Here is a 20,092-nt window from a genome sequence, read left to right as displayed (position 1 = left end):
GTTATAGCTCCCTCTCTCATTCGGCAATGCTATAATATTCAGGCGGCAAACCCTGTATTTATCAGGATTTGTCGCTTTTTTTATCTCTAAAAAATGCTGCTAAAACAGCAATAATTGATCGGCATTCACCTTTTTTTCGACGACTTTCAGCTCACCCAACAGCAGCTGCATGGCGGCAAATTGCTTTTCGGTTACCTCCAAACAGCGCACCGAACCCTCTTCCGGCAGGTTGGCAGACAGGCGTTTGTTGTGCTTTTGCAACGCGTCTCTTCCGCGCACCAGGCGGGCATATACCGATAATTGCAACATCTGATAACCGTCTTTCAGCAAAAATTGGCGAAATTGATTGGCAGCTTTTCTCTTCTCAACAGTGGTTACCGGCAAATCAAAAAAAACAATTAAACGCATAAATATCGCCTCACTCATAGGATTGCTCCTTTAAAGCCGACAGTTGGGGGAGATTTAACAGTTTATTGTTCTTTGATGCCAACGCCGGCTGCAATGATGCCGCCATGCGATCAATCCCTGCCAACACTGTGTATTTTTGTTCGGATACCGTGATTTGATAATGCAGCAGCCGGGTTAATTGCTGCTTTGCCAGTGGCGTTAACTCGGGTGTTATTGCCGCTTCGGTGAATAATTGCCACACCAGCCAATCCACCAAAGGGCGCAGCGGTTCGATAAAATCGTCTGCCAAATTAAAAGGGTTTAATTCATTGCGGTGAAACAGCCCCAACGCCGGCTGCCAGCCGTGCGCAGCCAAAGCACGCGCCACTGCCGAACGCACAATGCTGTAGCCGTAATTCAGCCGCGCGTTGATGCCATTTTCCGCTTGCCGCACAAAACCTTTGCCGAAAATTGCCCTGAAATACACGGCTGCCGCTTGTGCCTCTTGATTGTCTTTATCACCGGAGCGAACACTGCTTGCCATCACCCGCAAACGCCCTGCCGCTTGGCTTTCACCAATGGCTTCGGCAACAAATGCTTGGTTGCGGATTTTTTGGCAAACAATGGCTTGCCACAATTGCTTTTTCAAAGGTTCGCTGCTGTTGATTTGCAATTTCAAAATTTTCAGCTGGCGGTGATATTGACCAAACTGCAGCCATTGTCCGCACGGTAAATGGTATTCATCACAAGCCAATAATGAAACGCCGTGTGCCGCCATTGCAGACAATAAAGGCAGGGTAATCACCACTTCACGGCTTTCAACCACCATCACGGCAATGTCTTCCAACGGCACGGTGTATTCTGCCTCATCTTGCTGAATCAGCAATTGATTGTGCCGCAGCGACAATTTACCACCCTTGCTGATGATGATGCTGCGCCAAGTCACGGAACATCTCCTTTAAGATTATCTTTTGTGGGCTTCATCGCTGCATGAAACCTTGGCTACCTGAAAACACCACTGTTTTCAGGCAGCCTGTGCTGTATTCTTTAACACATTGAACAATATCAATCCTGCATTTATTCCTCTTTCTCTGTATTGTTTCCTTTATTGTTATCTCCTTTTATCCCGGGTCTGATACCGCCCATTCGGCATGGTCTAATAAATTTCCCCAAAGGATCGATTTGGTATTTTTGTAAAGAAACAGCGGTTTTTACACCAATGCCTTCCAAAATACCTTTCTTACCAATACGGCTATCTCTATCATGTACTTTGATACTGATGCCGCCCGTTGCTCTATGTAAACCATCAAAATAACCGCGATGGGTTTCTTTTTTGGTCTGCACCTCAATCCAATCGCCTTTAAACAACACACAATGAAATGAATAGGTTTCATCCATTTCCTGCCACTCATCTTCATCTTTGCCTTGAATCACCGCCCGATTCGGCAACTCTCCTTTGGCTGCCTGATGGCGGTATATCGGCACTAAAAAATACTTACCGTTTTTGGTAAACACATCTATCCGCGCCATTTCGCCATTGTCGGCAATGCCGCTACGGATTTTAATACCGGATTTTTGAGTGGTACTCACCCTGATTGCTTTCATCGCTCTGCCCGCTTCTCTGTCTTTCTCCGATTTATAAAACGGTTCAGCAAAAGCTTTTTTCGGGTCATCGCCGTATTCTTCTAACCGCGTTTTCAATTTTTGATATAGCGCGCTTTCTCTTTCTTTATTGGCTATGTTTTCCAGTTGTGCGAGTTTTAATGCCGTTAATGCCACCCGCACGGTACTTTCTGATTCAGCCAGCCGCTTGGCGGAACGTATGGTATCTTGATGCAATTGCCCCGATAATTTTCGCCCGGTTGCGCGGGATACGATTAAAGGCGTTACGTATTTATGCACCGCTTGCGGTCTGTCGGGCAATTTTTTCACCAAATAATCTTTCAATGCTTCTGCATCTTCCAATGCCTCTGCACTTTGATCCCTATTATCAAGTACTCGGTTAAATATCCGAATCATCACTTCTTCGCGGAAAAACTTCCACGGTTTAGGGAAATGGGTAGAAATGATTTCACCTGTTTCATAATCTATTTGTTCGATTTTGGCTTTACCCAATTCCCGTTTTCGAGAATACTTGGTAATTTTCTGCTGCATGGATACCGAAGAACACGCCACGACAACCGCATCTAAGGCGTGATGCCGATCATTTTCCTCACGGGATTTCCGCAAGCCCCAGCGTCCGCGTAAAAAAGCAGTAATCTGCCCGTTTGACGCAAACACCCGTTTTTCACCTTTGCCGGTTAATGCCAAATTCGCTTCGATAAAATTCAACAAAAATCGGGCAATGTAGCGGGTATCGTTGAGATTACGCGCAATAAAATCTTCGTCCAATTCCTGCGTTTTCACCCTCGCTTTTTTGGTGGGGCTAAAATGGCTGCCATCTACCAAAGCAACAAACGTCCGCCAACGTTCACTGTTGTTTTTGCCGTCGAACCACTCATAAGGCGTTTTATTGCCTTTGTTTTGATTTTCTGCTTTTAATACCAAGATTTTGTTGTTGAAGCTGTCGTCCCACGTGCGGCTGAACGGCAAAGCATGGTCGATTTCCGCATAACCCGCCTCCAACAACCGATTAATATCCAAAGGTTTGCCTGAATATAAACACTTCCCGTGCTGCTGTTCATACAAACGCAATTTCAAAATGTCTTTTGCTTTGGGTTCGCCTGCATCAGGAAATTGTTTTTTGAAGTATTCCTTACTTCTTTCACGATCTTTCTGATTCTCAGCTTGCTGTTTCTCAATGGCTTTTCTGTCTTCAATTGATTTGCCGACTTCTCGCCCTGTTTCAATATGCACCCGTGCCGGCTGTCCATAACGCCGAATCACGGCATTAACCACTTTTCTGGCTTGGGCAAGGGTACGCCGTACCACCGGATTGCGAATATCATCATCAGAAATCGGCGGTAATAGTGCTTTTTTATTGGCATTGTTCACCCCACTGCCATAATGGCTGCCATAGCACTCGGCACAGGCTTCATCATAACGTTTGCCTTGTTCCATCAATGGGATAATCTTATGCAACGCTTTCAGAGATAATGAGATGAATTGGTCAAAATTCACCCCATTCAGCAAGGCAATCAATACATTTTCAGGCAGCCTGTCGGATTCAGGCAGCTTTTCATTGAGATACTGAGTAATGTCTTCATCGGTTTTATATAAGGAAAAGCCCGTGCCAATGGCATCTAAAACATTGGCATCTCCATTTAAGGCTTTGCCTGACATGGCTTGCCATTCATTTTTCAAACCTTGTGATTCCAATGCCTTGCGTATGGCATGAAATCCTTTTAATTCAGCCAGCGTCTTCTTGCTTTCGTCTTTGGAATCAATGCCTTTAAAAAGCACACTCTCGTCCAAACCCAATATCTTGCGGGCTTGGGCGTAGGTGAATTTGGCATTTTGATACGGCTTATTTAACAGCTCGCTACGCTCTTCATCAGACAACGCCCGTTCACTGCCATTGCCGTATAGACGAATATTATTCAGGCGGGTAAGCCACACAAAACGCTCGGCGGTGTAGCTGTGTTTGGCGGCGCGGTATTCTTTCGGCTCAAACGTACATTTACCCAGCATTTTTTGAATCGCTTCACCCGATAAAGCAGCCCGCTGATCCATCAACAAACCACGAACCTTTTCAAAAAATTCAGGTGATGTATGCGGATTGCCCTGAATACGCTGCCGATCAAACAACAACGTCAGCTCTTTTTCCAAATCCTTGCGGTTGAAACTGTGGGTGTATGCACCGCGCTGATTGCGGATATGCCCTTCTTCTTTGGCAAAATATTCCACTGCCAAATGTGCCGGCGTTGCGGTTTCTTCTGCCCACAATTTACCGCTGTTTTCTTTGATTGCCGACAACAGCTTGCCTTGTTCTTTGTCTTGTTCTGCCTCTTTCGCCCGCTGCGATAAATACCCGCGGTGCTTCACCATGTGCAGCAAGACCACCGCCCATTCCTGCGGATTCAAGCAGCGATCTAAGCCTTCCACCCGCAATTGCCACGGCTGTTTTAAGCGCGCCTGCATTTGTATTTCATTTGGGTTCATCGCTTTATCGCGCTTGGCTTGAATGTTTTTTAACACACGGCTGCCATTGCCGTCTTCCGTAAAATCATTTGCAGACAAAATACCTTCTTTGATAAGCAGCCGCTTTAAACGCAGCACACGATGCGCACGGCGGCGAGTCAATCGCCGCTGCGCACGAGCCAAGCGTCTGGCGGCTGCCAGCGATTCTCCTGTTTTTGGTACTTCCGCGGTTTCAAAACAGCGCACACCGACATCAATAAGGGCTTTCGGGTATTCATCATCATCTATTCCCACCACCGCCCAACCCACTGAAGCAATGCCTAAATCCAGCCCCAAAATATAAGGCGCTCTCATAATCTCTATCTCCTTTTTAATAATCTTATGAAATAATAACGTTGTAGTTATATATAATACAAAAATAATTATTTATCCATTGAAAATAAAATATTTTTTTGTTAAAACAACAATTCTTGCCAATCATATAAATAATATTTGACAGCACCAGCAACAGCTATGTAATATGGGCAACATAGCATTACCGAATGAGAGCCGTTGCTATAATAAAGTTTTAACCGTAAGGTTTTATACTGAAACACTCTGCACCTCCCCCTGGTGCATTGTTAAACACCCTGACCTCCCGCAGAGTCAGGGTGTTTTGCTGTTGGTTTTCTGCGCTTGCTGCTTTCAGGCAGCCGTTTCCCGCTCTGTCTGCGTTTTCTGTTCATCACCACCGCACACAAACAAAACCGAAAAGGCGTATTTTCATCTGTTTGGCAAATTGGATTTTTTGAAATCGCTTGCATGTTTTTTATTCAGTATCAATATCGCTGATTTTGTTTAATCAATTCATTTTTCTGATTAAAAAACAGGCTGCCTGAAAACCTCCAGGCAGCCTAAAATATTTTATTGATACACTCCAAATATCGTTACATTTCGTCAATAAAAAACGAAGTTGAGCGGCATTGGCTGATTGACCAACCATTAAGAACCTATGTTCAATAATGTTTAAGAACCCATGTTCAAAAAAATTCTTAATAGAATCAAATGGTGTATAATTGGCAGATAAATTAAGACAGTAGGTAATCCTTTATGTACCCGAGTGATTTGACAGATAGCCAATGGGCGATGATTGAGTCGTTTTTTGACATCATATGATTTTATTAAGAATTTTTTTGAACATGGGTTCTAACTAACGGCGGTTCACCGCACATATTGACCGCATCAGCGCACATAAAAATACACACTCATAAATTGTGCCGCACTGCCTGCCAGCACAAATAAATGCCAAATGCCGTGTCCGTGCCGAATTTTTTCATCGTTGAGAAACCAATAGATGCCAATGCTGTATGCCAGCCCGCCGAATACCAGCCAAAACAGACCGCCGGCGGGCAGGTGTTGTACCAACGGAGAAATTGCCGCCACGATCAGCCAGCCCATCACCACATACAAAATCATCGACAGCAATCGGGTTTTTTTACCCAATGTGATTTCCTGCACAATGCCGAATAACGCCAAACCCCAAGATGCACCGAACAAAGACCAACCCCATGCACCCGGCAGCGTGTTGAGTGTAAACGGGGTATAGCTGCCGGCAATCAATACATAAATGGCACAATGGTCAAATTTTTGCAAAACGGCTTTGGCGTGTTCCCGCCGAACACAGTGATATGCCGTTGAAATACCATATAAAACAATCAAGCTCGCGCCGTAAACCGCAAAGCTGACAATCAAGGAAGCACTGCCGATTGACACCGATTTCACCACCAACAATACCGTTCCCAACACCGCCAAGCACACGCCGATGAGGTGTGAATAGGCATTGAAACGTTCACTGTAATACATAAAAATACCTGAAAAATTTGTGAAGCAAGGGTTTTATCGTTTCACAAAGCGATTATCGAAGCAAGCAATTTAATCGGATTTAACACGGACTTTCGGCAGCAAAAAAGACACGGTTTTGATGCCGTGTCTTTTAAACTGTACAAATCAATTAAATTGTGCAAATCAATACCGCGCCGGAATCGTTCCCATGCGGCGGGTTAATGATGTTTGTGGCTCTTTAAACAGGCTGGCGTAATAGGTGGCATTTGCCATAACATTTTTCACATAAGTACGGGTTTCGTCAAACGGAATGGTTTCGGCATAAATTGCACCTTCCAACGGTACTTCAGCTTGCCAGCGGCGCGCACGAGCGGGACCTGCATTATAAGCAGCTGTCGCCATGACTTCATCACCGAAGCGGTTGCGAATATCACCCAGATACCATGTACCCATGCGGATATTGCCGTCCATGCTGTGCAATTCGTCTGCACTGATATTGATTTTATTGGCAATTTCACGGGCGGTTGCGGGCATGACTTGCATCAGCCCTTTTGCGCCGACATGTGAAGTAGCCCCAATCATGAAACGGCTTTCCTGCCGAATCAACCCATAAACCCAAGCAGGGTCTATTCCTGCTTGCTGCGCATACGGCAGGGTAATGTCTTTAAACGGTGCGATGTAGCGCAGTTCAAAATTAAGTTTGTCATTGGTTTTATCGGCACTCAAAATACCCATTTCGTAGAAGCCTTGCTGGTATGCCAAAGCCGAAGCAGCCAGCAAGGTGTCTTCATTGTAGTGGCGAATGGCATACCGCCATTCTTGCTGGGCTTGGCGGCGCATATCCCAATCATTGGTTTCTTGTGCGCCGTGAAACAAGGCAAGCGCACGGGCAATATTGCCGTCTTGAGCAACTTTGTTGATTTGTGATTTGGTGCTGACGGCAACATTATTGCGGGTATTAACGCTGCCGCCTAAGGCTTCAGCTGCCAGCAATGCGTAAAAATTGCGTCCCGATGCGGCGGCTTGGCGGTATAAGATTTGTGCCGCCGCTTGGTTGCCTGCCACACCATGCGCACGCCCCAGCCAATATTGCCAAACGGGTGTTTTTTGCAATTCAGGCGGCATGGCACGGATGATTTCCGATAACTGATGCCAGTTTTGCACCCGCAATGCCGAGCGGGCATACCATTCCCACATTTCATCGCTCAATTGGCTGTGGTCGGCTTGGTTGAAATACACCAAAGCGTTCACGGCGTTTTGGTTATATGCTTGGGCTAAACCCAATTGCGCCCAGCCGAAACCGATTTGCTCGGCAGTAAGCACGCCTGACATTTGCTGCAACAGCTCCGGCGCATCGTTTTTGATGCGGTTGTTTTTGGCGGTTACCCGATACAGCAAGGCTTCTTGCTCGCCCTGTGTTAAATCGGCGGCGGCAGTTACATTAATGTTACTCAAAGGATTGGGCAGCGGGCTGCCAAGTGCTTGTGCCAAATTACGGGCATGGGTAATTTGGTTGGCAGCCAACAAACCGCGTACACGCCGCCAAGCCTTTGACCGATCAAGTGCACCGCCGGCCGTCTCCCGATTAAGCAATCGATTGCAGCCTTCAGGCAGCTTATCCAATTCCCAAACCAACTCATTGCGCAAACTTTGCTTTGAATCAAGCTCAATTCCCGTTAAAAGAGCATAACAACGCGTTTCTTTATCACGCACATCGGCAGGTAGCTGTGCGTATTGCTGCCTGAATAAATCCCATTGATTGCGTTTGCCCAAACTTTTAAGCCACTGATTGCGCACACTGTTTGCCATGGCGCTGGGCTGCTGTCTGCTTAAAAAATCAGCGGGCAGCAAATCATCTTCCGAGCGAACCGCGTCCATGGCGGCGCGATACCATTGGTAATCAGACAACACTTTTTCCGCCGCTTCCGGTACTTGCGATCCAGGCATAATATCCACAGCGGGGGTGGTGCTGACAACGGGTTTGAACGGTACTTCCGGCTGACTGCTGCAAGCTACCAAGAGCATTGCACCGATAACAGCAAACCCTGAGGACGTAAAAAAGCGGGGAATATGGGTCATCTGCGTTATCCTTATTTTCGTGCTTTATTGAGCTTTATTTAATTAGAACAATACTTTGTATTAAACAGGATAAACTTTTACGACATCGCCTGTTTTGATGTCGGCATGAGGCGGTATTTCAATCAACACATCGGCATCAACACAGCCGCTTAACATGTGTGAACCTTGCTGCATCAGCGGCGATACGGCCAGTTTATTTTCCTGCCATTTCACCGTACCGCGTAAAAATTCGCGGCGCGCACTGCCATGAAAATCAACAGCAGCGGCAACACAATACGCAACAGCGGCGGCTTTATCGGCAGACAAACCCGCTAAACGACGCAGCAATGGTAAACCCAATAATTGCATGGTAACAAAAGCCGCCACCGGATTGCCGGGCAGCAGTAAAATTTTACAATTGCCAATGTGCCCCCAGCCAAACGGTTTACCGGGCTTAATCGATAATTTCCAATGTTCAATTTCACCCAATTGCGCTAGTGCAGGCTTCACAAAGTCTTTATCGCCCACCGATGCGCCGCCGGCAATCACAATCACATCGCTGTTTTTTGCCGCTTGTTTCAGGCAACTTGTTGTGGCGTTCAAATCGTCGGGCAAAACACCGCTGTCGGCAATATCAATAAACCGATGCGGCAACAGCTGGGCAGTGAGCATCGGGCGATTACTGTCAAAAATTTGATTGCAGGCAAGCGCTTCGCCTGCCGCTGCCAATTCGTCGCCGGTGGTAAATACGCTGACGCGCAGCGAACAATAACAATGAATTTCAGCATAGCCTTGCGAAGCGATTAAGCCGATGGCTTGGGCATTCAATAAGGTATTTTTTTTGATAAGGGTATGGCCGCTTTGCAGCGATTCACCTCGACGGCGAATGTTTTGCCCCGCTTTTAATTGGGTGGTTATGGTCAGCGTTTGCGCATGTGCTTCGGTGTTTTCCTGCATCACAACGGCATCGGTATTTTCAGGCAGCCCCGCGCCCGTAAAAATACGCACTGCCTGTCCGCGCTGCAAAGACAAACCGTGATGTTCGCCCGCCGCTTGTGTGCCGATAATTTGCCATTGTTCATTGTTCAAACCGCACACGGCATAGCCGTCCATCGCGCTGTTGTCAAACCGCGGTTCGTCTTGGCGCACCATTAAATCTTCTGCCAATATCAAACCGTGCGCCTGAGCCAACGGTATTGTTTGTGTATCGGCTTGGGCGGTATGGTTTAATAAAGCGTTTAAGCCGTCGTAAAAATCCATCATAGCGGGTGTTTAGTCCTTAATTAAAAGCTGTTTAATGGCTTTTGAAATAACTTCCTTGAGTGTATATTTTGATGCTTTTTTTGCTGTTCGTCCTTGCTTGAGAACCACTAAAACGCGTCCGCTCAACAAAAAAATCCCTCGAAATTTGCACAAATAAACCATTCCAAAAGCCATTAGACAAATTCTCAGCCGTTTATCCAGTCTTCCGTGCGGTTAAAATTGTGAAACCACTTTTCATCTGCAAAATAGACTGTACTGTGCGCATAAGGTTCAATAATACTGCGTACACTGCCTTTGCCGCCGTCTGCCAATTGCTGTTCAATCACAACCAAATGTCGGCGGCGAAATTGGCACACAATCGGGTGCATGCGCATCGGCGTGGCGGCACACACAATCTCTGCGCTGCTTTCAGCCAGCCTTTCGTGTAAGCCGATCAGCACACATTCAGGCAAGTAAGGCGCATCGCACGGCAAAACCTGAATGTATTCGATTTTTGGCGGCAACAAACGCGCTGCGCTGACAATGCCCGCCAAGGGACCTCGGTGTTGATACGGCGTTTCGTCTGCCGCCACGGCGAAACCGTATTGGCGCAAACGCGCGCTGTCGCGGTTGGCACTGATGACCAGACTTGCCGCTTTGCCGAAAGTTTCCAGCACATATTCGATTAAAGGTTTGCCGTTTAACAAACACAAGGCTTTGTTTACACCGCCCAAGCGGCTGGCGGCACCACCTGCCAGCACAATCACACCCACATTATTCAGCGGCATCTTGCCATGCCTGTGTGCGGGCGGCATCACTCGCTTTCATCTCCGCCCAATGCGCTTCACCATTCACAAAACATTCTTTTTTCCAAAACGGCGCTTCGGTTTTGAGGTAGTCCATGATGCAGCGATTGGCTTGGTAAGCGGCATCGCGATGCGGTGATGCGGTTAATACCAGCACAATTTGCTCACCCGCATCAATTTTACCGATGCGGTGAATGACTTTAGCATAAGAGATTGCCCAGCGTTTACAGGCTGCCTGAACAATGCGCCGAATTTCGGTTTCGGTAACCAACGGCAAATGCGTCAGCCACAAATGCGACAGCGGCGTATCCGTGTCTTTGCCGCGCACGCGCCCGACAAAACTCACTGCCGCGCCGCAGTTGTGTGGCTGTGCGGCATCAATTGCCTTCAGTTCGTGCGACACATCGAAGTCTTCGGTTTGCACGCACACATGGATTTCAGGCAGCACAGACACATCAGCCTCCCGTTACCGGAGGCAGCAATGCCACCACATCACCGTCGGCAATCGGTTTAGCGGCATAAATAATGGTATTATTCAGCGCGATTTTATACAGATTGGCGGGAGACAATGCCGTATTCCACGTTTCATCACGGGCGCGTAAATAGGCAACCAAATCATCGCTGCTGCCGCCCGCCCAGTCGATTTGTTCTTCGGCAATGCCCACCAAATCGGCGAGTTTGGCTAAGTAGTGAATGGTAATCATGATTTTAAACTTTCAGGCAGCCTGAAACCGATTCAGCGTTTATCCAGCAACGCCACCAACACCGCTTTAATGGTGTGCATGCGATTTTCAGCTTGATCAAACACAATGGAAGCGGCACTTTCAAACACGTCTTCGCTCACTTCCGCACCGTTTAAACCAAAGTGTTCAAACAACCATTGCCCCACTTGGGTTTCACGGTTGTGAATGGCGGGCAGACAATGCATAAAACGGATATTCGGGTTTTCAGCAGCGTTCATCAATCCGCTGTCCACGCGGTAAGGCTTTAAGAGTGCGATGCGCTCGTGCCACACTTCTTTGGGCTCACCCATTGACACCCACACATCGGTATGCACAAAATCCACGCCGAAAACGGCTTCTTGCGCGTTTTCCGTGAGTGTTATTTTTGCACCAGTTTGCGCGGCAATGTCACGGCATTGCGCCACCAAAGCCGCATTCGGAAACAGTTGTTTTGGTGCACCGATGCGCACGTCCATGCCCAATTTTGCACCCAAAACCAATAAAGAATTACCCATATTGCACCGCGCATCACCCACGTAAGCAAATGCAATTTCATTCAAGGGCTTGCTGCTGTGTTCACGCATGGTGAGTGCATCAGCAAGCATTTGAGTAGGGTGAAATTCATCGGTTAAACCGTTAAATACCGGTACACCGGCATAGCGCGCCAAGTCTTCGGCAATGGCTTGCCCGAAGCCGCGGTATTCAATACCGTCATACAAACGCCCCAGCACACGGGCAGTGTCTTTAATGCTTTCTTTGTGTCCGATTTGGCTGCCTGAAGGTTCTAAATAAGTAACCCGCGCACCTTGATCATATGCCGCCACTTCAAACGCACAACGGGTGCGGGTGGACGTTTTTTCAAAAATCAGGGCAATATTTTTACCGATCAGACGTTGCTGCTCTGTTCCGTTTTTTTTTGCGGCTTTGAGTTCGGCCGCCAAATCCAAAAGCGCAACGATTTCAGCGGGTGCGTAGTCCAACAATTTGAGTAAATGCGTTTGCTGAATGGGCATGGTTATGGTGTTCCTTTATCAAAATTGGGTGCGCGGGCGACCTCAAAAACAACACTTTATTTGGTTAAGCGTACAACAAAATCACCTTGTGCGAAATATTTCTTTAGGCTGACTCACCTTTACCGCTTTGTTTGGCTTGTTGCTTTTTGATGTTGATACCGTACCGCTGCTTTTCAGGCAGCCTGATGTTCGTTCCTGAAAAATTGGATATTACCGAACATCAAATGCCAACACAGGGACTTGGTTATCATAAAAGACAAGCGGTTCGTCCGGCATCAGCGGCGGTGCGTGATCGCCCACCACAATCACTTTGGTGTTTTTAAATGCTGAATTCTGAATATTGAATGACGCAAAATAAAACTAACTCTATATCTACCAAAATCCAACTTCAGCATTTTCTGTTTAATCTCAATCCAGCAGCAAAGAATCATCGCTGACTTTTTCACCGCGTGTTTCCTCAAACAAGCGCAATAAATCCGCTACGGTCATGCCGGCGCGCTGTTCACCCGACACATCTAAAACCACTTGACCTTGATGCAGCATCACGGTGCGCTCGCCGTGGTCTAAGGCTTGCTGCATGGAATGGGTAACCATCATCGCCGTGAGTTTGTTTTCTTTGATAATGCGGTCGGTCAGTTCCAGCACAAAAGCGGCGGTTTTTGGGTCAAGCGCAGCGGTGTGTTCGTCAAGTAACAAGATTTTAGATGGCTGCAAAGATGCCATCAGCAAGCTGACGGCTTGGCGTTGTCCACCCGAAAGCAAGCCCATGCGGTCAGTCAGACGGTTTTCCAAGCCGAGTTTTAAAATCGCCAGTCTTTCACGGAACAATTCGCGGTTTTCTTTATTTAATGCCAAACGCAAGCCGCGTTTTCTTCCTCGGTTAAACGCCAAAGCCATGTTTTCTTCAATACTCAAGGCTTCGCAAGAACCTGCCATCGGGTCTTGAAATACCCGAGCCACCCAATGGGCGCGTTTATAAGCAGGGTTTCGGGTGAGGTCTTTACCGTTGATAACGATGCGTCCGCTGTCCACCAGCGTGTCGCCGCTGATGGCGTTCAGAAAAGTGGATTTACCCGCACCATTGCTGCCGATAACGGTAACAAATTCACCGTCTTTAATTGCCAAACTCAAACCGCGCAAGGCAGGGTTTTCAATGGGTGTGCCGGGGTTAAACGTGAGTTTTAAATTTTCGGCGCGCATCATGATGCTTGTTTCCTTTTACTGAAATACGCTTTAATCACCGGTAAACGCAATGCCAGAACCACCAAAACGGCGGTAACCAAATTTAAGTCCTGCGGACCGAAACCAATACTGCGCAAGGTTTCACTGCCCAAAGCCAGCGCAATAAACAGCCGATACAAAATCGCGCCGACAATCACCGATAAAGTAATCCAAACAATGCGTTTAGCGGGAATCAGGGTTTCGCCGATAATCACCGCCGCCAAGCCAATAACGATGGTGCCAATACCAACAGCCACGTCCGCACCGCCTTGGGTTTGTACAAATAAAGCACCGCCCAGCGCAATCAGTGCATTGGAAATCGCCATGCCAATTAAAATCATGCGTGAAGTATGTACCCCTTGCGCCCGAGCCATGCGGGCATTGGCACCGGTGGCGCGCATTGATAAACCGGCTTCAGTGGAGAAAAACCAATCCAGCAGCACTTTCGCCGCCAGTACAAAGCCGAAAAAGACCAAAGGCTGCAACCAATATTGATTGCTGTAATCCGCCGCCATAAACGCGCTGAATACATTGGCTTCTCCGAGCAGCGGCACATTGGGTGCGCCCATGATGCGCAAATTAACGGAATACAAGGCAACCATAACCAAAATACTGGCCAGTAACTGCATAATTTTCAAAGAAATATACAACCAAGCCGTTAGCATACCTGCCAATGCGCCGGCGGTAGCACCCGCGAAGCAAGCCAGCCAAGGATTCATGCCGTGGAGCACACACACGGCAAACACCGCACCGCCCAAAGGAAAACTGCCGTCAGCGGTTAAGTCGGGGAAATCCAAAATACGGAAAGAAATCAGCACACCCAAAGCCACAAGGGCGTAAATCAGCCCGCTTTCCAAAGCACCAAATAAAGCAATTGAAGACATATAAAGAGAGTAAAGTTAGCGTGTTACGTTAATTGTATCGGCACAAACATGCCGCTGAAATTTTCAGGCAGCCTGTCAAGAAAGCCTGTTTGATTTTCAACTTAAGCGGTCAATTCTATTGGAAATTTAAATATTTGTTAAGTTTTAATTTATTTTCACGGCTGTTAAAAACAAGAATAAGCAAGGGGAATATCTTAAAAATCCGGCAATTTTCTATCAAACGTCGAACCCATTTCGAGCAATCCAAACCAAGCACACGGTGAAAAGGCTTTGACCAAATACGGCAAACCACTGTTTATATGATGGATAAACGAATTGCCGCGCTGTTCCAGCCCGATTTTGACAGTACGCCGCACAAAAAACAGCACAATCCGCACAAGCAGCATCACGCCGCCCGTTTTGTTTGCTATGATGCCGATTTTTCGGTTGAACTCATGTCTGTTTACACCAGCGTCAGCGACGACGAAATGCGTCTTTTCTTGGCAGATTACACGCTGGGCGAATTCATCGCTCTGCGCGGCATCGCCCAAGGCGTAACCAACAGCAATTATTTTCTTGACACCACCGCCGGCACTTATGTTTTAACTGTTTTTGAAGTGCTCCAGCAAGCCGAATTACCCTTTTTTCTGTTGCTGAAACAATATTTAAGCGAACGCGGCGTTGCCTGCCCCGCGCCGATTGCCCGCAAAGACGGCCGTTTCGACAGCGTTTTGGCAAACAAACCCGCTTGTGTCGTGCGCTGTTTAAATGGTCATGACGTGAGCGTACCCACCGAAAAACAGTGTTTCCACACCGGCGCAATGCTGGCAAAAATGCACTTAGCCGTTGCCGACTTTCCCTTATCCATGCCCAACCCGCGCTACGACGTGTGGTGGCATGAATCCGCTCAAAAACTATTGCCGCATTTAAGTCAAGACGATGCACAATTACTGCAAGACGAAATCGTGTTTCTTGACCGTCATTCAGGCAGCCATTTACCCGCCGGCATTATTCACGCCGATTTATTTAAAGACAATGTTCTGCTCAACGGCGATGAAGTGGCGGGGTTTATTGATTTTTACTACGCCTGCCGCGGTATTTTTATGTATGACCTTGCCATTGCCGTCAATGATTGGGCGCACACTGCCGATCATCATCTGCGCGGTGATTTTCAGGCAGCCTTTCTAAACGGTTATCAAAGCGTTCGTCCGTTAAGTGCGGCAGAAGCCGCATATTTGCCGATTGCACAGCGCGCAGGCTGTATTCGCTTTTGGGTGTCGCGGCTGCTGGATTATCATTTTCCGCAAGCGGGCGAGATGACTTTTATCAAAGACCCGAATGTGTTCCGCGATTTATTGCTGGTTTTGCGTGAACAACAGGCTGCCTGAAAAAAAGGACACGCCGAACGTGTCCTTTTTCATTTATCAGCCTTAGATATAGCTGTACTATTATTTTTTCAAAAAAGAAGACATAGCCTATTCAGCAGATTTCAGATAATTAGCCGTAATTTTTCTGGCTAGTCGTTTTGAAAAATTTATTAGTTTAGCTGTAAATCAGCGGCGGGTATGAAAATCAAACAAACCACCATGTTGTCGCGGTTGTGGATGCCCGTTTCCGAATCAAGGAACAGGTAAGACACCGCCGGAAAGCCCACATGCGAGTACAGCGGAAATGCCGGTGCGCTCATCCATGCGTGATTAACGCCCAGGAAGGGGTTGATCAGCGCAACCACGCCACACAGCCCAAAAGTGGCTTCCATGATTGGCACGTTGTAGCGGAACAATAACGAACATGGTGGCAGCCTCAAACGTTCTTAGCGTCTTCTAGGGTCGGATAGTCAATGTAGAACTTGTCGGTGCCGCCGAAGAAACCTTCGCGGTGCGGTTCGTTCATCGGCGCATTTTTCTTCAGGCGCTCAACGAAGTCTGGGTTTGCCAGCGTCATTGCACCGTATGCTTCTAGGTCAGCCAAGCCCGATACCACGTCACTTCCGACCTGTTCGCGCGGACGACCCGGACGGTTCAGAATCAGCGTGCCCTTCCAGAGCTTACGCATATCGGCCAGCAGCGAATCGTTGCCCTGATGCATGACGTGCAAGTAAGCCAGCCCCAGCTTGTTGAGTTCGGCGACCAGATAGCGGTACAAATCCGAACCTTCCTCGCCTTCGTTGATGCCCCAAATCGTCGTGCCGGGCGACAGGCGGATGGCGGTGCGATCCGCGCCGATTTCCTTGGCGATGGACTGAACCACTTCGATGGCGAAGCGGGCGCGGTTCTCGATGGAGCCGCCGTATTCGTCAGTGCGGGTGTTGGCGCTGGGTGCGAAGAATTGCTGAACGAGGTAGGCATTAGCACCGTGAATCTCCACGCCATCTGCGCCGGACTCAACCGCGCGGCGAGCGGCGAACGCGAAGTCGGCGACGGTCTGGCGCACTTCCTCGGTACTCAGTGCACGCGGCGTCGGAATGTCCTGCATGCCGATGGCGGTGAACATGCCGGTACCCGGGGCGATCGCCGACGGCGCTACGCCCTGGCGGTGGTGCGGGGTATTGTCCGGGTGCGACATACGCCCGGCGTGCATGAGCTGGATGAAGATGTGGCCGCCCTTGGCATGCACGGCGTCAGTGATTTTCTTCCAACCGGCGACGTGGGCATCGGTGTAGATGCCCGGCGTGGTCAAGTAACCCTGTCCGTCATCAGACGGCTGAGTGCCTTCGGATATGATCAGTCCGATGCCGGCGCGCTGCGTGTAGTAGGTGGCAGCCGACTCGCCCGGCGTGCCGTTGAACTGCGCACGGCTGCGGGTCATGGGGGCCATCACCAGACGGTTTGTCAGGGTGCAGCGTCCAAGGCGGACGGAATCGAATACGGTGGTCATTTTGGAATCCTCAAATGGTGTGGTTAGGAGAAAAAAGAAGTTGTCGCGGATGTTGGTCTTGATGAGGCAGGGATTCAGACCGAAGAACGTGGCGTACGGATACCGCTTGGCGGCATTGCCTTGTAGGATTTTTCGGTGTTAAGGTTGTCGGTACCGCCGACGATGGCGATTTGCTTGTCTTGGACGTCTGGTGCGAACGTGTCCGGTCGATGCCATTCCACGCGCTTATTCCGTTTCATGATGATTTCCTTGGTTCTCGATTAAGGGTATTATCGTCCGCTTCCCAATCTGGATAAAGATGGTATTTTGGAGAACATTGATCCAATATTGGAGCAATCAATTGTGGATGATTACCTGAAAGACATGGCGCTATTCGTTGAAGTGGTCAAAGCCAAGGGCTTTCGCAGCGCAGCCAATGTGTTGGGCATACCAAACTCAACGCTGTCGCGGCGGATCAGCGAACTGGAGAAGTCAATTGGGCTGCGCCTGCTGCATCGGACAACGCGCAAGATTGAGCTGACCGAGGCCGGGCAGATTTACTTTGAGCGATGCAAGCGCATCGTCGATGAGGCGCGGCTGGCACACGAACAGTTGGGCGAGATGCTGGCACAGCCCAGCGGCGTGCTGCGCGCTTCGCTGCCGGTGGATTTCGCCGTGACCTATCTGACGCCGCTGATCGCCGAGTTCGCCGGCCTCTATCCCGACATCACCTTCGACTTCGATCTGACACCGCGCAGGGTCGATCTGGTCAGTGAACCTTTCGACGTGGCAATCCGCATGGGCGAATCAGAGAATTCGCAGCTAATCGTCCGCACGCTGGCGATGCTCACGCCGTACCTGTACGCCTCGCCCAGCTACCTTGAACGGTCGGGCGAGCCGAGCAAGCCCGCCGAACTGGAACAGCATGAGTGTTTCAATATTCTGTGGTCGGGCACATGGACGCTGCACGATGGCAAGAAAACCGCAACGGTGCCGGTCAATGGGCGCTTCACCCTCAACAGCGTCGGAATGATTCGCCGTCTGGCATCGCTTGACATGGGCATCGTCCTGCTGCCGGAAGAAATCGTTGCCGATGAGCTGGCGAGCGGAAAGCTGCAGCGCATCATGCCGCAATGGCACGGTACGCCGCTGCCGGTCTATGCGATAACGGAAACCCGTCTGCTGCCTGCGAAGACACAACGCTTCATCGAATTTCTGCGGGAGCGCCTTGGTCGGTAGGTTGCCTCCCACGCTATAGTGTTATTCGGCGTCTTCGGTCATCAGCAGAATGGGTTTGATAACACGACCTTCGCCGCTATTGTGTACCGCGGTCATTGATGCGCGATAGCGGGTAATAACGAGCGGCACGTTCAGATTGGTAATCGTCAGGATATTGCTCAATGTCTTGTTTTAGCAGTTCAGGATCAATTTTGTGAAAGAACGACTTGCGTTTGTCTTTGCTGACAGGCTGATGATTTTGCCATTTGTAAATGGTGGAAGCAATCAATATTCATTTCAACGGCTGCTTGTTTGATTTTCATGCCCGCTGCTGATTTATCTAAAGCTGATTTTTTGAAATCTGTAGAGTAAGTTATGGTTTTTCCCTCTGAAAAATAATAGTATAGCTACAAATGGGAGCAATATGTGCATCACCTCCATACTGATGCGGGTAATGCAACATTTTTGTTTGCAAAGATTTGTTTGGCATATATCCCCCTCCTATTTTTCTATAATTAAAGATTGGCGTATCACTTGTTGTAACTTTAATCCTGATAAACTTGAAATAATTGTCATAACCATTACCATGATAATTATATAATTATAATTCTGAAAAAAATCATAAAGAATACCGCCTGCCCAAGCCACTGCAAATACGGAGATTTGGTGAATCAAAAACAATAAACCAAATGCTTTGCCTTTTTCGTGTATCCCATAATATTCTAAACAGATTAAAGAAGTAACGATTACCGTTCCCATATAACTTAGCCCGAATACACAAGAAAATAAAATAAACCCCCATCCTTGATTGATAAACAACAAACTAAGCATTGCAGCTGAGCGAATTCCATACAGCAAACACAGCAGCCAACCCGCTGATCTTATTTGAATTATCCAGCCAATCCATATTGCACCAATCAACTCCATTATACCCAGCAAACTTAAAGAAAATGAAATATTCCTTTGAATAATATTTGCAGGCAATTGATAGAATATATCTTGCATTAAAGGCACGAAGTACATATCAATAAATAACATTGATGCGCCACAGCCTGAAAAACCAACAGCCAGCCAGAAAAATGCCGGTGTTTTAATAATTCGTGCAATACTTGCACCATTCAAATTAAATAATTCAGTATCGGAAACATTTTTTCTGTTTGTATTTGTATCGGATATTTTTTTCCAAAATAATAATGGAAGTAAAACCAATACCAAAAATACGATTACCATACCTATGGCTAATATCTTAAATTGCAGCCAATTATGTAACCAAACCCATAAAGGAGATAAAACAATAAAACCCAATGCCGTACCATTTGATACAACAGCAAAAGCCAATCCTTTTTTTTGTTGAAAAAAACAATCAATCAACATACCAACGGGTACAAAAGTCAATGCTGCTGCCGCATACGCACCCACAACGGCGTATCCAATAAAAAATAAGCCGTAATTCTCTGTATATGACATAAGAAAAAAAGCGACCATTGCTGCTATTGCGCCTGTAATCAATACATAATTCGCACCTTTTTTATCGCAAATCATACCAACAACAGGCGATAAAATACCCAATAGCAAGCCAAAAACCGCTCCGCTTAATGCAAAATGCCCCGTTCCCAGTGAAAATCCTGCTGCCAAATCCTTAAAATAAATTTGATAAATACCTTTTAAAGACGAGCTTAAAAACATCACATTAAACCCGATCGCCAAAGCGCCCCAGGGCAATCGCATGAAAAATTTTCTCTCACCATTTTAATCAATTAAGCCATAGTGTATTATTTTCCATAAATTATTCTCATCAGAAAGAA

General features: G+C 47.7%; 20 protein-coding genes. 3 read left to right on the top strand and 17 right to left on the bottom strand.

Going from position 1 to position 20,092, the window contains the following annotated elements; translation table 11 throughout:
- Nucleotides 1-99: 99 nt before the first annotated feature.
- The 10 genes from cas2 to argF all read right to left on the bottom strand — a co-directional run bounded on the left by cas2 (nucleotide 100) and on the right by argF (nucleotide 12,129).
- The gene (gene cas2, locus Q384_RS11665) at nucleotides 100-426 is read right to left on the bottom strand and encodes a CRISPR-associated endonuclease Cas2 (RefSeq protein ID WP_037588431.1); all 327 of its coding nucleotides are present in this window, start codon (nucleotides 424-426) and stop codon (nucleotides 100-102) included.
- Nucleotides 419-1,333, bottom strand: a complete 915-nt coding sequence (gene cas1, locus Q384_RS11660) for a type II CRISPR-associated endonuclease Cas1 (RefSeq protein WP_037588429.1) — start codon at nucleotides 1,331-1,333, stop codon at nucleotides 419-421. Before cas1 ends, cas2 begins: the two co-directional genes overlap by 8 nt.
- Nucleotides 1,334-1,464: 131 nt before the next feature.
- On the bottom strand, nucleotides 1,465-4,821 hold the full coding sequence (cas9, locus tag Q384_RS11655) for a type II CRISPR RNA-guided endonuclease Cas9 (RefSeq protein WP_051940979.1): 3,357 nt from the start codon (nucleotides 4,819-4,821) through the stop codon (nucleotides 1,465-1,467).
- A gap of 867 nt (nucleotides 4,822-5,688) precedes the next feature.
- A complete protein-coding gene (gene trhA, locus Q384_RS11650) occupies nucleotides 5,689-6,309 on the bottom strand; it encodes a PAQR family membrane homeostasis protein TrhA (RefSeq protein WP_037588427.1) in 621 nt (206 codons plus the stop codon).
- 162 nt (nucleotides 6,310-6,471) lie between these two features.
- Nucleotides 6,472-8,367, bottom strand: a complete 1,896-nt coding sequence (locus Q384_RS11645) for a lytic transglycosylase domain-containing protein (protein ID WP_037588425.1) — start codon at nucleotides 8,365-8,367, stop codon at nucleotides 6,472-6,474.
- 60 nt (nucleotides 8,368-8,427) lie between these two features.
- A complete protein-coding gene (locus Q384_RS11640) occupies nucleotides 8,428-9,609 on the bottom strand; it encodes a molybdopterin molybdotransferase MoeA (RefSeq protein ID WP_037588423.1) in 1,182 nt (393 codons plus the stop codon).
- 185 nt (nucleotides 9,610-9,794) lie between these two features.
- Nucleotides 9,795-10,376: an NTP transferase domain-containing protein gene (locus tag Q384_RS11635; protein WP_051940976.1), complete on the bottom strand. Its 582-nt coding sequence runs from the start codon at nucleotides 10,374-10,376 to the stop codon at nucleotides 9,795-9,797.
- The gene (locus Q384_RS11630; protein WP_245608559.1) at nucleotides 10,363-10,848 is read right to left on the bottom strand and encodes a molybdenum cofactor biosynthesis protein MoaE; all 486 of its coding nucleotides are present in this window, start codon (nucleotides 10,846-10,848) and stop codon (nucleotides 10,363-10,365) included. The genes Q384_RS11635 and Q384_RS11630 overlap by 14 nt, the downstream gene beginning before the upstream one ends.
- Before the next feature lies 1 nt (nucleotide 10,849).
- The gene (locus tag Q384_RS11625; RefSeq protein WP_037588422.1) at nucleotides 10,850-11,098 is read right to left on the bottom strand and encodes a MoaD/ThiS family protein; all 249 of its coding nucleotides are present in this window, start codon (nucleotides 11,096-11,098) and stop codon (nucleotides 10,850-10,852) included.
- A 32-nt stretch (nucleotides 11,099-11,130) separates the two neighbouring features.
- Nucleotides 11,131-12,129 (bottom strand): ornithine carbamoyltransferase, encoded by a 999-nt coding sequence (argF, locus tag Q384_RS11620; protein WP_037588418.1) that lies wholly within the window; start codon nucleotides 12,127-12,129, stop codon nucleotides 11,131-11,133.
- 149 nt (nucleotides 12,130-12,278) lie between these two features.
- On the opposite strand from argF, the gene Q384_RS13535 reads away from it, so the two are divergent.
- Nucleotides 12,279-12,452: a hypothetical protein gene (locus Q384_RS13535; RefSeq protein WP_156956569.1), complete on the top strand. Its 174-nt coding sequence runs from the start codon at nucleotides 12,279-12,281 to the stop codon at nucleotides 12,450-12,452.
- Between the two features lie 85 nt (nucleotides 12,453-12,537).
- Here Q384_RS13535 and Q384_RS11615 read toward each other — a convergent pair whose 3' ends face one another.
- Nucleotides 12,538-13,332 (bottom strand): ABC transporter ATP-binding protein, encoded by a 795-nt coding sequence (locus tag Q384_RS11615; RefSeq protein WP_037588415.1) that lies wholly within the window; start codon nucleotides 13,330-13,332, stop codon nucleotides 12,538-12,540.
- On the bottom strand, nucleotides 13,329-14,234 hold the full coding sequence (locus tag Q384_RS11610; protein ID WP_037588413.1) for an ABC transporter permease: 906 nt from the start codon (nucleotides 14,232-14,234) through the stop codon (nucleotides 13,329-13,331). Before Q384_RS11610 ends, Q384_RS11615 begins: the two co-directional genes overlap by 4 nt.
- Before the next feature lie 434 nt (nucleotides 14,235-14,668).
- Here Q384_RS11610 and thrB point away from each other — a divergent pair, with 434 nt between their 5' ends.
- Nucleotides 14,669-15,601 carry a homoserine kinase gene (gene thrB / locus Q384_RS11605; protein WP_037588527.1) on the top strand — a complete coding sequence of 311 codons (933 nt, stop codon included), beginning with the start codon at nucleotides 14,669-14,671 and terminating at the stop codon, nucleotides 15,599-15,601.
- Nucleotides 15,602-15,750: 149 nt separating this feature from the next.
- On the opposite strand, the gene Q384_RS11600 is transcribed toward thrB, so the two are convergent.
- The 3 genes from Q384_RS11600 to Q384_RS13855 all read right to left on the bottom strand — a co-directional run bounded on the left by Q384_RS11600 (nucleotide 15,751) and on the right by Q384_RS13855 (nucleotide 17,329).
- Complete coding sequence (locus Q384_RS11600; RefSeq protein WP_037588410.1) at nucleotides 15,751-15,972, bottom strand: hypothetical protein; 222 nt, start codon at nucleotides 15,970-15,972, stop codon at nucleotides 15,751-15,753.
- Nucleotides 15,973-16,016: 44 nt separating this feature from the next.
- On the bottom strand, nucleotides 16,017-17,090 hold the full coding sequence (locus tag Q384_RS11595; RefSeq protein WP_037588408.1) for an alkene reductase: 1,074 nt from the start codon (nucleotides 17,088-17,090) through the stop codon (nucleotides 16,017-16,019).
- A 74-nt stretch (nucleotides 17,091-17,164) separates the two neighbouring features.
- Entirely contained in the window at nucleotides 17,165-17,329 is a 165-nt protein-coding gene (locus Q384_RS13855) for a hypothetical protein (protein ID WP_211251115.1), read from the bottom strand.
- Nucleotides 17,330-17,396: 67 nt separating this feature from the next.
- Here Q384_RS13855 and Q384_RS11590 point away from each other — a divergent pair, with 67 nt between their 5' ends.
- The gene (locus Q384_RS11590; protein WP_245608558.1) at nucleotides 17,397-18,308 is read left to right on the top strand and encodes a LysR family transcriptional regulator; all 912 of its coding nucleotides are present in this window, start codon (nucleotides 17,397-17,399) and stop codon (nucleotides 18,306-18,308) included.
- Nucleotides 18,309-18,384: 76 nt separating this feature from the next.
- Here Q384_RS11590 and Q384_RS11585 read toward each other — a convergent pair whose 3' ends face one another.
- Both Q384_RS11585 and Q384_RS11580 read right to left on the bottom strand, forming a co-directional pair.
- Nucleotides 18,385-18,576, bottom strand: a complete 192-nt coding sequence (locus Q384_RS11585) for an IS630 transposase-related protein (RefSeq protein ID WP_037588404.1) — start codon at nucleotides 18,574-18,576, stop codon at nucleotides 18,385-18,387.
- Nucleotides 18,577-18,788: 212 nt separating this feature from the next.
- Nucleotides 18,789-20,015, bottom strand: coding sequence for an MFS transporter (locus Q384_RS11580; RefSeq protein ID WP_037588403.1), 1,227 nt, complete (start codon nucleotides 20,013-20,015; stop codon nucleotides 18,789-18,791).
- Nucleotides 20,016-20,092: the final 77 nt, after the last annotated feature.

This window comes from Stenoxybacter acetivorans DSM 19021 (assembly GCF_000745895.1).
In the GTDB taxonomy this organism is placed as follows: domain Bacteria; phylum Pseudomonadota; class Gammaproteobacteria; order Burkholderiales; family Neisseriaceae; genus Stenoxybacter; species Stenoxybacter acetivorans.
The sequence above is the reverse complement of the archived record's forward strand: the minus strand, read 5'-3'. Positions and strand labels throughout refer to the sequence as shown.

What these genes read in the sequence shown, in the direction of transcription:
- Q384_RS11580 (WP_037588403.1), bottom strand. Translation starts at nt 20,015, where the DNA reads ATGCGATTGCCCTGGGGCGCTTTGGCGATCGGGTTTAATGTGATGTTT.
- cas2 (WP_037588431.1), bottom strand. Translation starts at nt 426, where the DNA reads ATGAGTGAGGCGATATTTATGCGTTTAATTGTTTTTTTTGATTTGCCG.
- cas9 (WP_051940979.1), bottom strand. Translation starts at nt 4,821, where the DNA reads ATGAGAGCGCCTTATATTTTGGGGCTGGATTTAGGCATTGCTTCAGTG.
- Q384_RS13855 (WP_211251115.1), bottom strand. Translation starts at nt 17,329, where the DNA reads ATGAAACGGAATAAGCGCGTGGAATGGCATCGACCGGACACGTTCGCA.
- argF (WP_037588418.1), bottom strand. Translation starts at nt 12,129, where the DNA reads ATGCCCATTCAGCAAACGCATTTACTCAAATTGTTGGACTACGCACCC.
- Q384_RS11645 (WP_037588425.1), bottom strand. Translation starts at nt 8,367, where the DNA reads ATGACCCATATTCCCCGCTTTTTTACGTCCTCAGGGTTTGCTGTTATC.
- Q384_RS13535 (WP_156956569.1), top strand. Translation starts at nt 12,279, where the DNA reads ATGTTGATACCGTACCGCTGCTTTTCAGGCAGCCTGATGTTCGTTCCT.
- thrB (WP_037588527.1), top strand. Translation starts at nt 14,669, where the DNA reads ATGTCTGTTTACACCAGCGTCAGCGACGACGAAATGCGTCTTTTCTTG.
- Q384_RS11615 (WP_037588415.1), bottom strand. Translation starts at nt 13,332, where the DNA reads ATGATGCGCGCCGAAAATTTAAAACTCACGTTTAACCCCGGCACACCC.
- Q384_RS11635 (WP_051940976.1), bottom strand. Translation starts at nt 10,376, where the DNA reads ATGCCGCTGAATAATGTGGGTGTGATTGTGCTGGCAGGTGGTGCCGCC.
- Q384_RS11610 (WP_037588413.1), bottom strand. Translation starts at nt 14,234, where the DNA reads ATGTCTTCAATTGCTTTATTTGGTGCTTTGGAAAGCGGGCTGATTTAC.
- Q384_RS11600 (WP_037588410.1), bottom strand. Translation starts at nt 15,972, where the DNA reads ATGGAAGCCACTTTTGGGCTGTGTGGCGTGGTTGCGCTGATCAACCCC.
- Q384_RS11595 (WP_037588408.1), bottom strand. Translation starts at nt 17,090, where the DNA reads ATGACCACCGTATTCGATTCCGTCCGCCTTGGACGCTGCACCCTGACA.
- Q384_RS11640 (WP_037588423.1), bottom strand. Translation starts at nt 9,609, where the DNA reads ATGATGGATTTTTACGACGGCTTAAACGCTTTATTAAACCATACCGCC.
- Q384_RS11625 (WP_037588422.1), bottom strand. Translation starts at nt 11,098, where the DNA reads ATGATTACCATTCACTACTTAGCCAAACTCGCCGATTTGGTGGGCATT.
- trhA (WP_037588427.1), bottom strand. Translation starts at nt 6,309, where the DNA reads ATGTATTACAGTGAACGTTTCAATGCCTATTCACACCTCATCGGCGTG.